Origin of the sequence: Streptomyces sp. NBC_00659 (assembly GCF_036226925.1) — a bacterium.
Taxonomy (GTDB): domain Bacteria; phylum Actinomycetota; class Actinomycetes; order Streptomycetales; family Streptomycetaceae; genus Streptomyces.
In genome coordinates, this window is the sequence record NZ_CP109031.1 from 3858868 (window position 1) to 3874929 (window position 16062).

Consider the following 16062-nt stretch of genomic DNA (forward strand, 5'->3'; position numbering starts at 1 on the left):
GAACGAACCTAGGTGTTATCGTCTACACAGACTTAAGGTTCAATGACCGAACCTACTGAACGGATCAACCCGCCCGACCAACCCCGAACCGGCCCTCCCGGCCCGACCCGCCTGAACCGACCCACGGAAGCGAAGACAGCCCATGACCCGGCTCGACCGGCCCGACACCAGCACGCGGCCCGCACACGCCACCGGCGTCTCTCCGGCCGCCCCGGCGAAAACCGCTCCGCGGGCCACCCCGACCCTCGCCCTCACCAGCGCCGCCACCGCCGTGGCCCTGATGACGTACACGGCCCCGATGGTCACGCTCCCCGACACCGCGGCCGCGCTGCACACCTCGGTCTCCGCCCAGGCCTGGCTGCTCAACGGCACCCCGCTGGGCCTGGCCGCGCTGCTCCTGGTCGCGGGCAGTCTCGCGGACGACTACGGCCGCCGCCGGATCTTCCTGGCCGGCACCGTCGCCCTCGGCCTCACCACCGCCCTGGGCGCGCTCGCGGGCTCCACCTGGCTGTTCACCCTGACCCGCATAGCGCAGGGAGCGGCGAGCGCGGCGATCCTCGCGAGCAGCCTGGGCCTGATCGTGCATGCCTTCCCGACCCCGCGCGGGCGGCTGCGCGCGACGGGGGTGTGGGGCGCGTTCGTCAGCGGCGGAATCGCCGCGGGCCCGCTCCTCGCGGGGGCCCTGGCAAGCTGGAACTGGCGGATGGCGTACGCCGTCCTGGGCGCCGCCGCCCTGGTCGTCGCCCTCCTCGGAACCCGCGCCCTGACCGAGTCCCGCGCACCACGCGGCGGCCGGCCCGACCTCGCGGGGGCGCTGACCTTCGGCCTCGCGCTGGTGTCGCTGGTGGCGGCGCTGACGCTCGGCCGCGACGGCTGGCTGCGCGCGCCGGTGGGCCTGCTGACGGCCGCGTTCCTCGTCCTGATGGCCGCGTTCGTCGCCGTCGAACGCCGCAGCGGAACTCCCATGATCGACCTCGGTCTGCTCCGGCACCGCCGCTTCCTCGTCTCGTCGGCGGGCGGGCTCTTCACGGGCCTCGCGGTGATCGGCCTGTTCAGCTTCCTGCCGGCGCTGCTCCAGCGGACGCTCGGGATGTCCGCCATGGACACGGCGTGGTTGTTCCTGCTGTGGTCCGGCCTCGCCTTCACGGTCGCCCTCCAGGCCCGCCGTCTCGCCGGCCGGGTCTCGCACCGCCATCAGCTCGCCCTCGGTTTCGCGCTGCACGCGGCCGGTGTCCTGACGATGCTCGGCGCGATCGGCTCCGGCTCCTGGCTCCGCCTGCTCCCGGGCTTCGTGCTCTCCGGGGTGGGCAGCGGCCTGCTGAACGCCGCGCTGCCCCTGCTGGCCGTCGAATCCGTGCCCGCGACCCGCACGGCGATGGGCTCGGGCGCCCAGCAGACGTTCCGCTACATCGGTTCGTGCGCCGGGGTCGCCCTCACGATCGCCCTGGTCACCACCGCCGGCGGACCGGCGCACGGCGCGAACATCGCGATCGTCGTGTCGGCCGGGCTCGCGGCGGTGGCCGCGGCAAGCGTTCTGATCCTGCGGGAGCGGGCGTGACCCGGCCGTACCTGGCGGAACCCGCGTTCGACGGTGACGAAGCCCGGCGGGCTTGACCGGTGAAGCCCCGCCGACGTGACCGACGGAACCCGACGGGCTGGACCGACGGAGCCCGGCCGACGTGACCGGGGCGGAGCCCGCGTTCGTCAGCGGGGCCGCATGGAGGTGAGCTTCCCCCACACCGCCATGCGGTACCGGGAGGTGTAGTCGGGGGTGCACGTGGTGAGCGTGATGTAGTACCCGGGCCGGCTGTACCCGTACGAGGGCCGGACGGTGCTGCGCGGCACCGGGCGGATCACCCCGACGTCCCGCGAGGAGGTCTGCGGAAGCGTCCGGTCGACGGTGTACGTGTAGACGGCGGCCTTCGTCTCGACGGTGATCGTGTCACCGCGCCGGAGCCTCGGGAGGTACCGGAACGGCTCCCCGTGCGTGTTCCGGTGTCCGGCGAGAGCGAAGTTCCCGGCCTGCCCCGGCTGTTGGGTGCCCTTGTAGTGGCCGACGTAGCCCTTGTCGAGGACGCCCGCCTTGCTGACGCCCTCCGCGACCGGTACCCGCAGGGAGAGCCGCGGAATGCCGAGGACGGCGTAGGCCTGTGACCAACGGGGTTGCCGGGCGCCGTCGCCACCCCCGGATCCGGACGAGGAGTGTCGCCCCGCCGGCTGTCCCGCGCCGCTCTTCCCGTCGTCGGCCTCACCGCCCCCGGTCCCCCCGGCACCGGAAGCGGCGCTCGCGTCGGGGTCGGCACTCCCGGGCGCCGGGGTCCCCCACTCCCGCTCCAGCGCCTGCACCTTGCGCTCGGCGCCGTGCCGCGCCTGCCGGTTGGTCCACCACAGCTGGTGCGCGACCAGGAGGAGCAGCACCACTCCGACGGTGACGAGCACCTCGGCGCCGCTCCAGACCGCTCGCCGGTACGCGGCGCGCCGTCGCCGCGTGCCGTGGTGCACGACCCCCGGAGCCCGCATCCTTACGCCCCCTTCGCCGGGCGCACGATAGGCGCCGGCCCGCCAACTCACCAGCCCCGCGCGACTCCTGTCCGTAACGGGCACTCCTCCGGCACTCTCCGGCACCCTTCAGCGCCCCCCGCCGGGGCTTCCTCCACCGGTTTTAGAAAGGGCTGTCACAACCCTCGACAACCTCAGGCGTCACACCCGATGCTTCCTGATGGCATCAGCGGGACGGGCAAGCGCCGGCGGGAACACCCCGGCGACCGAGTTCGAAGTCGAGTCGACAGCCACGGCCAACTCCGTTGCGATCAGCGTGAGTTGCGCCGAGACGGACGGAGAAGCCAGCCATGATCCGACGCAGAACACTTCTGGCCGCCGCGGGCGGTACGGTCCTCGGCGGCGCCCTGGCGACGGGCACGGCCCGCGCGGACGCGACGATCGCCGTCAACCCGGCCACGACGTACGGGAAATGGGAGGGGTGGGGCACGTCCCTGGCGTGGTGGGCCAACGTCTTCGGCGCCCGCGACGACTTCGCCGACCTCTTCTTCACCACCAAGTCGACGACGTACAACGGCGCTTCGCGCCCGGGTCTCGGACTGACCATCGCCCGCTACAACCTCGGCGCGTGCAGCTGGAACACCGTGGGCGGCGAGACCATGACCGCTTCCGCCAACATCCCCTCCTTCAAGCAGATCGAGGGCTACTGGCAGGACTGGAACAACGAGGACCCGACGTCCTCGGCCTGGAAGTGGACGGCGGACGCCACCCAGCGCGCGGCCCTCACCAAGGCGACGGCGCGCGGCGCGACGAGCGAGCTGTTCGCCAACTCCCCCATGTGGTGGATGTGCCTGAACCACAACCCGTCGGGCGCGTCCGGCGGCGGCAACAACCTCCAGTCCTGGAACTACCGCCAGCACGCCTCCCACCTCGCGGCGGTCGCCCTCTACGCGAAGACGAACTGGGGCGTGAACTTCGCCACCGTGGACGCGTTCAACGAGCCCTCCTCCAGCTGGTGGACGTCCACCGGCACCCAGGAGGGCTGCCACATGGACGCCTCCGTCCAGTCGGCCGTACTCCCCTACCTCCGAAGCGAGTTGAACGCACGGGGCCTCACGTCCACCAGGATCTCCGCGTCGGACGAGACGAGCTACGACCTGGCCCGTACGACGTGGAGCTCCTTCAGCTCGACGACCAAGGCCCTGGTCAACCGGGTCAACGTGCACGGCTACCAGGGTTCGGGCGGACGCCGGGACCTTCTCTACACGGACGCCGTGACGTCGTCCGGCAAAGCCCTGTGGAACTCCGAGTACGGCGACGGGGACGGCACCGGCCTGACCCTGGCGAGCAACCTCCTCCTCGACTTCCGCTGGCTGCACCCGACCGCCTGGGTCTACTGGCAGGTGATGGACCCGACGGCGGGCTGGGGCATGATCAAGTACGACGCGAGCACCCTGACGGCCGGCGCGGTCGAGACGAAGCTCTATGTGATGGCCCAGTTCAGCCGCCACATCCGCCCGGGCATGACGATCGTGGACACGGGCGTGGACTACGCGGTGGCGGCGTACGACGCGACGGCGAAGCGCCTGGTGATCGTCGCGGCGAACAAGGCCACGTCGGCCCAGACCCTGACCTTCGACCTCTCCCGCTTCACCACGGTCTCCGGCGGCACGGGCGGCCTGGTCCCCCGCTGGAACACCCTGACGTCCGGCGGCGGCGACCTCTACACCGCCCACTCGGACACCTACCTCGGCGGCAAGTCCCTGGCGGTGGCGTTCGCGGCGGGGGCGGTGCAGACGCTGCAGGTGGACGGGGTCGTGGTGTGAGGCGGGACTGAGCGCCTCGATGGCGCGGGCCGCCGCGGACGGCTGACCGCCACCCGGGCGACACATCGAAGCAACGAACGCAACGAACTCAACGTGAAATATGCCATCGGGGACTCCCGTGTCTCTGGCCAGCAGGTCTCTCTCCTTGGTGGCCCGGCGGCAGTACGGTGTCCCCCATGCGCCCCGACACGCCTGCCGAGAACGTCGACCACACCGCCGAAGCGGCTCGCCTGGAGCGGACCGCCGGCCTGTACCCGGAGGACGCCGAGCACCTGCTCCTGCAGGCCGCGGCCCACCTCGAACTGGCCGGCGACCGCCCCGGCGCCACCACCCTCTACGACCGCCTGCTCGCCTCGGACACTCCCCTGGAGAAGCCGTATCTCGTCCGCGCCCTCAAGGCGTCGAACCTGTGGGAGTACGGCCACGAGGCCGAGGCCCGCGCGATCATCGACGGGGTCCGGGCGGCGGCGCCCCGCGACCCGGCCCCCTGGGTGATCGTGGCGGAGGCCCTGGAGTCGCACGACGAGTTGGAAGCGGCACAGGACACCTTCACCGAGGGAACGACCCTGCTCCTGACGGACGTCCCGGAACCCCCCTACTCCACGCTCCCCCTCCTGTTCGGACGTCACCGGGTGCGCCGCATGCTGGGCGCGGCGCACGACGAGTGGGACGCCCTGGCCGACACCCTGCACTCGTCCCCGATCTCCCTGGACGAACTCCACGACCCGAAGCGCGTCTGGTCCCTCGGCTCGGACAACCCGGCGGAACTCCAGGCCGAGATCAGCCGCCTCCAGGCCGAACTGGGCACGTACCGCGAGGCCCTGTCGCGCCCCTTCCCGGTGGCGGTCCTGCACTGGTCGGCCCCCGAACTCACGGAACTGACCACCGCGTACCCGGATCTCATCGCCGAGTACCCGTCCCACGACGAGCACCTCGCGACGATAGAGGCGTCCCTGCGCGAACTGGCCGGCTCCGGCACCCCGAACCTCGGCATCGTCACCGCCACGGTCCCCTCCTACGAGGCCTTCGCCGCCTCGGAGGCCTCCTCCCCCTCGGACACGACCCTGCTCCCCCAGTACGCGACGACCCTGGCGGCCCGGGGGCTGGCGGTCGCCTGGCCGCCGCAGCGGACGAGCGAGTGCTGGTGCGGGTCGGGGGTCTCTTATGGGGAGTGCCACGGCGTGGGGGCGTAGCAGCACCAGACTTCAGGAGCACCGATGGGGGGCGGACATGTCCCAGCCTTGGCTGACGTTCGCCCTCCTCATTCGCGGCCGGGTGGCTGGCTTATGGCCTCCATGTCGTCCGCCGGGGCCTGCGTGAGCACAGAGGCATGCGGGGCTCCCTCACGAAGAGCGAGGTCGTCCACGGGCCTGAGGAACCAGGCTTACCGCCGAGCTCCACTCAACGCGGATCAACACTCGCTGGGGGTGGGCTTCGAGGTGGTGGCGCGATACGACCCGCAGAACCCATGCCGGGTGGTCGTGGTACGCACACAGCAGACGTTCAACCCCGGAACGTACGTGATGAACGGGTTGCTGCTCTGTTCGTTCGGAGCGCGGTTGACGGTGTGGGCACTCCTCTGACAAACCCCACCCAGAATCAGCCGGATCCACATGATCCGACCCAAATCCGTGATGCCTGCAAAGCACGGATAAATGAAGAACATCCGTGGCCAAAGCCTCTATCAAATAAGGGACTTATCGCCCCTGTTCGCCATCCACCTCCCTCTATGTCCAACCTTTGCAGTACGGTCACACTCTCCGCCTGTTGGATGTAAGGGGCTGCTACTCGTGAAGCAGGCCCTGACCTGTGCATTTGAGGAAGCATGCCTTACCAGTCCAGCGCCAACTGGCAATACGACGTCCCCACGACCGGCAGCACGCACCTGCCGCCAGATGCGGGCTACGGAAGGGCTCTGACCAATCAGGGCTATGGCTTCGAGGTCGCTGTCGCTGACCTCATCGACAACTCCATCGACGCCGAAGCCAACAAGATCGTCGTCCACTTCCTGCGTGACGCCGGCCGGATCCTCACGCTGCTGGTCATCGACAACGGCAAGGGCATGGACGAAGAAGGGCTCGACGCTGCGATGACGGTGGGGCACCGCCGTGACTACGGTGAGCGCGCCCTCGGTATGTACGGCACCGGCCTGAAAGCCGCTTCGCTTTCTCACGCCTCTTCACTCACCATAGCCAGCCGCACCAGGCGAAGCCGCGCTGCGGGGCGCCGCCTCACGGCCGAGGGCATCGCAGACAGCTTCCGCTGCGACACCGTCGACCCACGGTACGCGCAGGATCTCGTAGACCGTTACGACGGGATCATCGAGTGGCAGGGAACGATCGTGCGCTGGGATGGCGTGCGGGCCTTCGAGACGGTCGCGCGCGGCCAAAGCGACCAGTTCCTGTCGAAGGCCATTGCCCGCCTTGAGACCCACCTCGGCCTCTACCTCCACCGGTATCTACAGCGGGGCCTCCGGCTCGACATCGCCGTGTGGGATGTGGGAAGCGGAGAGCAAGGCCTGGGCGAGGAAGTGGATCACATCGCTGTTGAGGCCCTGGACCCCTTCGGGTACAAGGTGCCGGGCAAGGCGGGCTACCCCAGAGACTTCACAGCCCCGGTGGAAGGGCTGGGAGACCTCCGCCTGACCGCTCACATCTGGCAGGCCAAGTCCAAGCAGGCGGGCTTCCGTCAGATCGGCTCGCTCGCCGAAAGGCAAGGTTTCTACTTCTACCGGAACGACCGCCTCGTGCAGGCGGGAGGGTGGAATGGCTGGAGGAATCCGGAGGGGCACCATGTTCTAGCGCGCGTCGCCGTAGATCTTCCGTCTCGCGAGAACAACGTCCTGAGCCTCGATGTGAAGAAGGAGAGAGTCACCGTCACTCCGGCCTTCACGGACGGCCTGGACAAGGCGACTGACTCCAGGGGAAGCCACTTCCGGAGTTTCCTGGCCGACGCCGAGACTGCCTACAGAGACGGTTCGAGGCGTAACGAGATCGTACGCAAGCCCGTCACTCCCCCGGGGAAGGGTCTGGATCCCAGGGTCAAGCGCATCATCAAGGAAGAGTTGCCGGAGAAGCCGGGCGAAGAGCCGATCACCTTCACGTGGGGCACTCTTCCCCGCGACCAGTTCTTCGGCCTAGACCGCGAGAACAATACGGTCATCCTCAACAGGACCTACCGGGACGACTTCAACGACGGCAGGCATGGTGGAGCGAATGACGCTCCCGTGACAAAGACCCTGCTGTATCTGCTTCTTGAGGACTGCTTCGGGCTCGGGCGCTGGGAGCGCAGCCGTCAAGACCGCTTGGACTACTGGAATACCATCCTCTTGTCCTCAGCGGAAGCGCAGCGCATCCGGCGTGCGCAGCCACTCTCCTGACACCTGCGGCACAGCCATCCCGATTGACCACTGATCCGGACTGAGGACCTTAGATGAGTGACACCCCAGCCACCGCGCTCCTTGAGATTCATACCCATGCCCTGGCAGGAATGGGGAGCATCCCCCGGCACTTTGCGCGTTGGGCCGCCCTTGCCGCAGACGAGGACTATCCGGACGCCGACCTGAGCGAGGACCTGTTTCACGCTTATCTCGCCGACGGCCACGAGGCCCTCAGCGCTCTGTGGAGTCGCCACCTCACAGCCTGGGACTTCGCTGAGGATCCTCAGTGGTCACTGACTATCCCCGCTCGCACCGACGAACGGCGTACAGCCGTGTACGACCGGCTCCAGTTCGGAAGTGACCTGCGGAAGGCGCTGGACCACGCCGTACCAGTGGCCAAGATCCCGGGCCCCACAGTGATCACACGTGAGTTCACCCCCTGGTACACCCCAAAGCGCGCAGCTGCCCGCTCTTTCTACTGGACGTCGTACGAACAGAAACTCCGTGGCAAGGGCTGGTCCGACGCAGCGGTCGCAAGCCTCGACGAGGCGAGCCGGGCAGTCGTCGAACGCCTCACCGATCCGGAGCAAGAGACGGCCCGGCAGGCAAAGGGCTTGGTCATTGGATATGTCCAGTCAGGGAAGACTGCCAACTTCACTGGTGTCGCCGCCAAGGCTATCGACGCCGGCTACCGCCTCGTCATTGTGCTGGGCGGCACCCTCAACCTGCTGCGCGCCCAGACTCAGCGCCGTCTCGACATGGAGCTGATCGGGCAGGAGAACATCCTGCGGGGCGCCGATATCACGGACCTCGACTCCCTTGTCGGCGTGGACTATATCGGCGACGACGATTCGGACTGGCACGAGTTCGTTCAGCACGGAGCACGCCCGTCCGTGCTCGGCGCCTTCGACATCGAGCGGCTCACGACTCGGGACAACGACTACAAGAGCCTGGCACAAGGTATCCGGGCCCTTGAGTTCGAGAAGCGTGAACCGACCCGTCCGCTGCATGATGAAGCGAACCTCCACCACGCGGCCGCCCGCATCCTGGTGGTGAAGAAGAACAAGTCCGTTCTGACCAAACTCGTCAAGGATCTCAAGCAGATCCACGGACTGCTCGGAGAGCTGCCTGCCCTGATCATCGATGACGAGTCAGACCAAGCGTCCGTGAACACCCTGGATCCCAAGAAGTGGGAACAGGGCAGCACGGAACGAACGTCCATCAACGGGTTGATCTCTCAGCTCCTGAAGCTGCTTCCGCGCGCGCAATATGTGGGCTACACGGCCACGCCCTTCGCCAACGTCTTCATCGATCCTGGTGACGATGAGGACATCTTCCCCAGTGACTTCCTGATCTCACTTCCTCGTCCCTCCGGGTACATGGGCGCCCAGGACTTCCATGATCTGGACTCGGCGATACCCAAGGAGGAGCGCACGTACGCCAACTCCCAGGAGAAGGCGCATATCAGAGATGTCTACGAGTCGACCGGGGACCGTCTGCAGGAAGCCATGGACGCCTTCGTCCTGTCTGGCGCGCTGAAGCTGTACCGGGCCGACCACGGCGTCCCAGACGGCCCGTTCCGGCATCACACGATGCTCGCTCATCAGTCGGTACGGAGGGACGATCACGCGGATCTCGCGCTGCTCATCAACTCCATGTGGCATCAGGCGGGCTATAGCTCAGCCGCCGGGCATGAACGTCTTGCCGCACTGTGGGCTTCGGACTTTGCTCCGGTCAGTGAGGCACGCGCCTCAGATCTCCCCGCTCCCACCACTTATGAGGAACTGCGCACCTATGTGCACACAGCACATCACCGCATCGGCTCGGGCGGTCAGCCGGTCATCGTCGTCAACGGCGACTCAGACCGCTACTTCGACCAGCTGAACCTCGACTTCGACCGGACGCCGCACGTCTGGAAGATCCTTGTGGGCGGAACGAAACTCTCTCGCGGTTTCACCGTGGAGGGCTTGACCATCACCTACTACCGGCGCACCACGCAGCAGGCGGACACCCTGATGCAGATGGGACGCTGGTTCGGCTTCCGGCCTGGCTACCGAGACCTGGTCCGTCTCTACATCGGGCGGGAGGAGCCATTCGGCCGCGACCGGTACGCCGATCTGTACGAGGCCTACGAAGCGATCTGCCGCGACGAGGAGACGTTCCGGGAGCAGCTGGCCCAGTACGCCGTGGTAGTCGACGGACAGCCTCAGCTCACGCCTATGCAGGTGCCGCCGCTCGTGGCACAACACCTGCCCTGGATCAGACCCTCGGCCCGCAACAAGATGTTCAACGCGGAGCTGGTGGAGATCCGCTCTCCTGGCCGTCCCATTGAACCCGCGTCGTACCCCGTGAACAACGCGACTCTGAAACGGAATACTGAGCGCTGGCGTACCTTGCTGAACTCGCTCAACGCATCCCCGACGACATTCAGCAATCCACCGGATGACTCCAGTTCGCTCACTCGGACCTTCGAGGCGCTGACGGGCACGGTTTCTCACAGTGAGCTTGTCAGCGCGCTCTCTCAGCTCGAATGGGAGCGCGAAGGGCACTTCGACCCTCATTTGACCTATCTCAGGCAGCTTGACGGCACGCTCGCCAAGGTCGACGACTGGCTGCTCATTTCACCTCGTCTGGCCGCTAGCACACGTGTGGAGGCTAGCGTGCTCGGTTCACTGCCGCTGTCTCTCGTCCGACGAACCCGGCAGACCGGCAAGATTTCCTTCGGCCGCATCGCCAGCGTCGAACATCGCACTGCAGCTCAACGCCTGATCAACGGGGCGTCCTCGTCGCCGGAGGCCCAGCCTGTTCACGGCGCCGGGATCGGGGCAACGACGGGAGTGATGCTCCTGTACCCCGTCGTGGAGGGAGACAGCCACAGCGACGTGCAGGCAGTCGTCCGAAGCGGCGCCGCCGACCCGTCGAAGATTGTGATGGCTTTCACCTTGATCCCGCCGGCTTCGGCAGCGAGCACAGACCGTCGTCTGGTGCGTTTCCGTGCCAAGAACTCGCGCGCCCATGAGGCAACGATTCCCTCGGGTTCGTCCTGAGGTTTGATTCTCTGAGCATCAAGGTCGGCCCGCAGTCGCAGGCCGGCCTTGATGCCAAGGCAAGGGGGCTCTCGCAATACCAGTCGGCAACGGACCCGCATGCTCTGCGCTAGCCCGCTTCGGTCTAGGCTCTGAGACGTGGCCGATGATCCGCAGTGGGAAGCACCGGAAGGCTCCTGGGCTTCGTCCGCAGCCCGCCGTCGCAACATGCAGGCGATCCGCAGCCGTGACACAAAGCCCGAGTGGCTGATCCGGCGGCTAGTACACGCTCAAGGCTTGCGATACCGCGTGTCCGCGCGTCCGCTGCCGGATCTTCGCCGGACGGCTGACATGGTGTTCCGTCCGGCAAAGGTGGCTATTTTCGTCGATGGCTGCTACTGGCACGGGTGCCCCGAACACTACGTGCCGCCCAAGACGAACTCGGGCTACTGGTCAGAGAAGGTCGTGCGCAACATGCAGCGCGACCGTGATACTAACCAGCGGCTCAAGGAAGCTGGGTGGCTCGTGCTCCGGTTCTGGGAACATGAGCCGTCAGGAACCTGTGCTGACATAATCGCCGCGACGGTCCTTACGCGCCGAGCGGATTCGCGGAACCCCTGACACAGGAAGCGACATCTGCTCAGCAGCGTTTTGACTGGTTTCACCGCCTTGCCTGTCCATTTCATACGCCTCAAGAAGTTCATCTCGGTGATCGGGGCGCAGAACGGCAGCAATTGCCCTCCCTACCGCTTCCGCCACCGGAGGGGGAAAGGCGTTTCCGACCTGTCGATACTTCGCTGTCTTCTTCCCCTGGAACTTCCACCCGTCGGGGAACCCCTGGATGGTCGCGGCCTGCTCGACCGTCAGCATCGGCCCGGCCGCACGGAACAGATCGCGCTCAGGGTCACAGTGCTCAGGGTCATTAGCGACGCCCATGGCGTCAATCCCGAGGTCTGACCAGGCACGCTTTGCTCGCGTTGGCCCCAGGTCAGCTCCACCGTGCTTCTTCGACCCTCCTACAAGCGTGGGTGCCACACATTTTCCGAACTCTACGGCCTTCGAGGCGTCGGTGACCCACTTCTCGAAAACTTGCTCTCCCGTACGCTGATCAGGTTTCGCCTTCTCACCCTTCCAGTTCTTGTCCCAGAACTGCTCACAGCGGAGCTTCATACTGTCGTGGAGCTCCCCAAGGACCGTAGCCTGTGGCCCCTCGAGTCGACGAGGCCAAACAAAATCGGCCCCGCTTTCACTAAGGACGTCTTTCCGGATAGCGACGAGGATTGCACGCGGGCGCAACTGAGGAACCCCAAAATCTCTTGCGTCGAGCCTCCTCCAGACGCTCCTCATCTCCAGATCCTGCTTCTCGGGAAGCCAGTGATCTTCAACTTCCGGAACTTCGTAGCCAGACTCCCGCAGCTCACTCAGAATATATTTTCGATAGTCAATGAAAACCTCTGGCGGCTCCAGGATTCCCCTGACATTCTCAATCATTACAGCCTTGGGCTTGAGAGCCCTGACAATGCGCAAGGCATCGGGAAAAAGATCCCGCTCATCATCCTTTCCGAGCCTCTTTCCCGCCAAGGAGAAAGGCGGGCAGGGAACTCCGCCGGCCAGGAGATCGAGATCTCCTTCCTTAAGGCGAAGGTCCGCGTGTACCTTCGAACCGAGGAATTCCTTCACATCCATCGGTTCAAGGGCGTCCGCCCGCTCCTGCGTCCAGCCCGGCCACCCGCCCACGTTCGCGCTGAGGGTGCGCACCGCGTGGGCGTCCCACTCGACGAGCGCGCGGTGATCAAAACCTGCGTCATGCAGACCCACGGCTTGCCCGCCTGCGCCCGCGCAGATCTCTACCGAGGTCAGCGGTGTGGTGAACTGCGGACGCGGTCGGCCGCTGGGGCGCATAGCGCTCCTTCCGGGATGACTGAAAAGCGGTGCCAAGTCTTGCAGAGGCAGCGATCGCGCCGCCTCCTAACCTCAAGAGTCTCGCACTACCACAGATTCCCGGCCGAAACTGGGGCCCCCGCCCACACCCAGACCTGCTGAAGAACTAGCTGCGGCCCATGTGTCGCAGCAGCGCCTCAATGTCACCCGGCGCCAGGCCTGCCGCGACCGATGGTTCTTCTTGCAGGTCAGCGAGCTGCTGCACAGTGGGGTCATCGAGGATCTTCCCCATAAACTCCAACTTCTTTTCGAGGCGCACTGCGACCACCTCATCGATGGTGTTCCGGGCAGCCAGCACGGTGACCCGAGTGTCCGTGCCTGGTGCGAGGCCAAGGCGATGGATCCGGTCAAGGCTCTGAAGGAACCGGCCTGCCATGAAGTCGCGGTCCACATACACAGCGTCGTGGCATACGTGGTGCAGGCTGATGCCCTCCCCCAGGGTCGCCGGGTTTGAGATCAGCACCGTGCAGCTCGGATCTTCACGGAAGCGCCTCAGCTGCTCATCCCTGTCGGGCGTACCGCCGAAAACGACCGCAGGACTGTACTTCCCCAGCATTTGCTCCAGTGTCGTCAGGCTTCGGACGAAAGTTGTCCAAACCAGCGTCTTACGGCCCCGCTCCGCATTCTCGGCGACGATCGCCACCGTTTCCTTGTACTTAGGCGACAGCTCGTAGTCCGGCAGATTCTGCATGAGCGAATAGAGAGAGCTGCCCTGCGGGATTTTCAGTGGCGGCAGCTGATACGCCAGCGGCTCATAACGGGTGCCGCCCTCAAGGAGCAGAGCAGGGCTCGTAGCCGCCATCAACAGCCGCAGCGCGGTCTTGCCCAGAGAGCTGAGATCGTCCCTCGCGGTCCCGCCCTTCATGCCTCCCACCAACGAGCTGTAGATCTCGTTGTGGAGGGGCGGCATATCGACGTACCGCATCCTGAGGTGGACCGGAGGGAGGCCGAGTTCATGCTTCGTCGTCCGGGTGAACAGCGGCCGGAGAACAGAGCTGGCATGAGCGAGGTCCCCGCCTGCCACGGCCTGAACCACGGTCCGCTGCCCGTGCCCCGGCCAGACAAAGCCCAGAAGGTTCTCCAGGTCCTTCGAACCGTTCGGGGCCGGCGTACCGGTGAGAATCATCCGCCGCTCGGCGAGCGGTCCGAGCGCCATGCACGCGGCACCGTACGTACCTCGCGCGCCCAGCTTCATCCGGTGAGCCTCGTCCAGGATGATCATCGATGGAGCCGCCTTCAGCCAGCTGGCCAGCGTGGGCAGCGAACGGTCCAGCCTCTCGTAGTTGACGATCAGTACCTCTGCCCACTGATCCATCGACCCGTCGAGGACGTGCGTCCGCAGCGGATAGCGGAAGCACACTGCGGTCTCATAGCGCCATGACTCGTAGGCCGACTTGGGGCAGACGACCAGTACCCGGCTCACGCGCCGCTGTTCCCGCTGCGCTGCGTACACTGCCAGAGCTACGCGGGTCTTGCCCGCCCCAGGAACGCTGAAGTTGGCCCCGTGTTGGAGAGAAAGCAGCTTCGCGATGTCACGCAGCTGGAACTCGCTGAGCGAGCCGAGCGAGGCTTCCCACATGTCTCCCAGCAGGTTGACGACATCGCCCGGGGTGACCTCACCTTGCGGCTGTGCGCCGGCTAGCCGCTCTTTAACCGTGTTGGCATCCCTGACAACGCCAGACACAAGGTTCCGTAGTTCAGGAGCCCACTCCACTCCCTCGCGATGCGGCCAGCCGCCAAGAACAGCGAGATCAGCGAGCAGTTCATCAAGGGCGACCGACGCGGTGAGCGGGCCCAGCTGGCCGCCCGTACGAAAACGGGCGGCCAGCTGGACAAGATCCTGCTGATACGGGTCAGTCGTCCTCAGAACGACACGCGTACGCGTCTCGTCAAATCCCAGACGCAGGGACGTTTCGGTCGTACTGCCACTCACCGAGAGTCCTCCACGGTCACGGCCTCCAGCAGCCAGGCCACACCGTCGCCAGGGGCAGACAGACTACGGCCGGCCTGCTGCGCAAGCTTCCGAAGACTGCCGCGGAGCTTCAGAACAGCCTCGTCGAAGGCTTCCTCATCCAGGCTGTGCGAGGTACGAGCCTGCACCAGGTCCATGACGCACTGGTCGATGCTCGCACAGGCCTCTGCCAGACGGGCGGGCGCCATCTGCTTGCGCTTCCGCAGACGGGCGCTGCGGCCGGCGGCGTCGATTGCCTCATCAAAAGCAGTCCTGGCGTCATCGAGCACGGACTGTCCCTGAGCCTTGGCCCTGTCTTGCAGTTCCGGGTTCATGCTCCGGACAGCAGCCGTGGCGCGGAGAATCCGGTCGTTCAGGGACCGGGCTTCGGAGACGGCCGAGGAAGCAGCCGGAACTGTGAGGTCATCGAAACCTGGAATCGACACCACGTCCGGCTGCGCCGCGTTGGAACCATCCGCAGCCAGAGCGGTCGGCAGGGCCCGGTCAAGGAATCCCTCTTTGAGGAAAACCTCGTCGATGTGCCGGACATCCGTCTTGGAGAAATCGAGGAGAATCGCAGCCAGGCGGAACTCCTTGAGGACTTCGGCCTGGTCACGGTCCACAGACTCCAGCTTCAGATAGAGACGGTGAAGTTCCTTCAGACTCTCCTGGGCACCCTCCCAGTCAACCAGCTTCAGCGCCACGCCACCCCCGCTCTTGCTGCGGTCGATCAGCTCCCGGATCGTGCTCAGGATCCAGCGCTCCTGGTGGTAGGTCTTCACCTGGATGCGGAATTCCTTGGCGATCTGTTCCGGCGTCCGCCCCAGGGAAGCCTGCTCCTCCATGGCAAGGAGCCGGTTGATGTACGAGTAGTCCCGGCGGTGATCCTTGCGCAGCTGGAGAGACAGCTCCACAGCGTTGATGTCGGCCCACGTGAACGACTCTGGCAGCACGCCCACGCGCATCGACTGCACGCCTAGCCCACGCAAGGCGGCGGCCCGTGTATTGCCGTTCACCAGAATGCCCTGGTGCGTCACGAGACCAGGGTCGTTCTGGCCGAACTGCTTCAGGCTCTCCTGCAGCTTGTCGAACTCCGGATCACGCAGGTTCGGATCGGTCGGCGACGCCATGAGCAAGAACTTCAGATAGTCCTGGCTCTCCCTGGCCCACGGGTCCTTCTCCAGCGCCTCGTCCTGAGCCGCGTCGTGGCTCCGCTGAGCACGGATCCGGTGCGTTCCCGGATTGAAGTAGAGCCCACTGAGCGGCAGGTCGATGACCTCCACATGGGCCTGCTGCTCATTCCAGTCGATCGTGACCGTCTCCCTGGTGCCACCAGCGGCCTTGATCTCCTCGACCTTCTTCTTGATAAGTTCGCTGAACTCGGCCGCCCGAGGCGGCGGCGGGAACTCCCGCAGCATCGTCTTTCTCCGTCCCGTACTT

10 protein-coding genes are annotated in these 16062 nt (G+C 66.1%); 6 read left to right on the forward strand and 4 right to left on the reverse strand.

Going from position 1 to position 16062, the window contains the following annotated elements:
• Positions 1–142 precede the first annotated feature (142 nt).
• The gene (locus OG410_RS16640; RefSeq protein WP_329299879.1) at positions 143–1558 is read left to right on the forward strand and encodes an MFS transporter; all 1416 of its coding nucleotides are present in this window, start codon (positions 143–145) and stop codon (positions 1556–1558) included.
• A gap of 146 nt (positions 1559–1704) precedes the next feature.
• Here OG410_RS16640 and OG410_RS16645 read toward each other — a convergent pair whose 3' ends face one another.
• Entirely contained in the window at positions 1705–2520 is an 816-nt protein-coding gene (locus OG410_RS16645) for a class E sortase (protein WP_329299880.1), read from the reverse strand.
• Positions 2521–2849: 329 nt separating this feature from the next.
• On the opposite strand from OG410_RS16645, the gene OG410_RS16650 reads away from it, so the two are divergent.
• The 5 genes from OG410_RS16650 (at position 2850) to OG410_RS16670 (ending at position 11351) form a co-directional block, all read left to right on the forward strand.
• The gene (locus OG410_RS16650) at positions 2850–4325 is read left to right on the forward strand and encodes a beta-1,6-galactanase (protein WP_329299882.1); all 1476 of its coding nucleotides are present in this window, start codon (positions 2850–2852) and stop codon (positions 4323–4325) included.
• Positions 4326–4501: 176 nt separating this feature from the next.
• Complete coding sequence (locus OG410_RS16655; protein WP_329299883.1) at positions 4502–5518, forward strand: SEC-C domain-containing protein; 1017 nt, start codon at positions 4502–4504, stop codon at positions 5516–5518.
• A 632-nt stretch (positions 5519–6150) separates the two neighbouring features.
• Positions 6151–7704, forward strand: a complete 1554-nt coding sequence (locus tag OG410_RS16660) for an ATP-binding protein (protein WP_329299884.1) — start codon at positions 6151–6153, stop codon at positions 7702–7704.
• Positions 7705–7757: 53 nt separating this feature from the next.
• Positions 7758–10751, forward strand: coding sequence for a Z1 domain-containing protein (locus OG410_RS16665; protein WP_329299885.1), 2994 nt, complete (start codon positions 7758–7760; stop codon positions 10749–10751).
• Positions 10752–10889: 138 nt separating this feature from the next.
• Positions 10890–11351: a very short patch repair endonuclease gene (locus OG410_RS16670; protein WP_329299886.1), complete on the forward strand. Its 462-nt coding sequence runs from the start codon at positions 10890–10892 to the stop codon at positions 11349–11351.
• Here OG410_RS16670 and OG410_RS16675 read toward each other — a convergent pair.
• The 3 genes from OG410_RS16675 to OG410_RS16685 all read right to left on the reverse strand — a co-directional run bounded on the left by OG410_RS16675 (position 11283) and on the right by OG410_RS16685 (position 16040).
• Complete coding sequence (locus OG410_RS16675; protein ID WP_329299887.1) at positions 11283–12632, reverse strand: DNA cytosine methyltransferase; 1350 nt, start codon at positions 12630–12632, stop codon at positions 11283–11285. The genes OG410_RS16670 and OG410_RS16675 overlap by 69 nt on opposite strands.
• A gap of 145 nt (positions 12633–12777) precedes the next feature.
• The gene (locus OG410_RS16680; protein WP_329299888.1) at positions 12778–14604 is read right to left on the reverse strand and encodes a DEAD/DEAH box helicase; all 1827 of its coding nucleotides are present in this window, start codon (positions 14602–14604) and stop codon (positions 12778–12780) included.
• Positions 14601–16040: a hypothetical protein gene (locus tag OG410_RS16685; protein WP_329299889.1), complete on the reverse strand. Its 1440-nt coding sequence runs from the start codon at positions 16038–16040 to the stop codon at positions 14601–14603. Before OG410_RS16685 ends, OG410_RS16680 begins: the two co-directional genes overlap by 4 nt.
• Between the last annotated feature and the right edge of the window lie 22 nt (positions 16041–16062).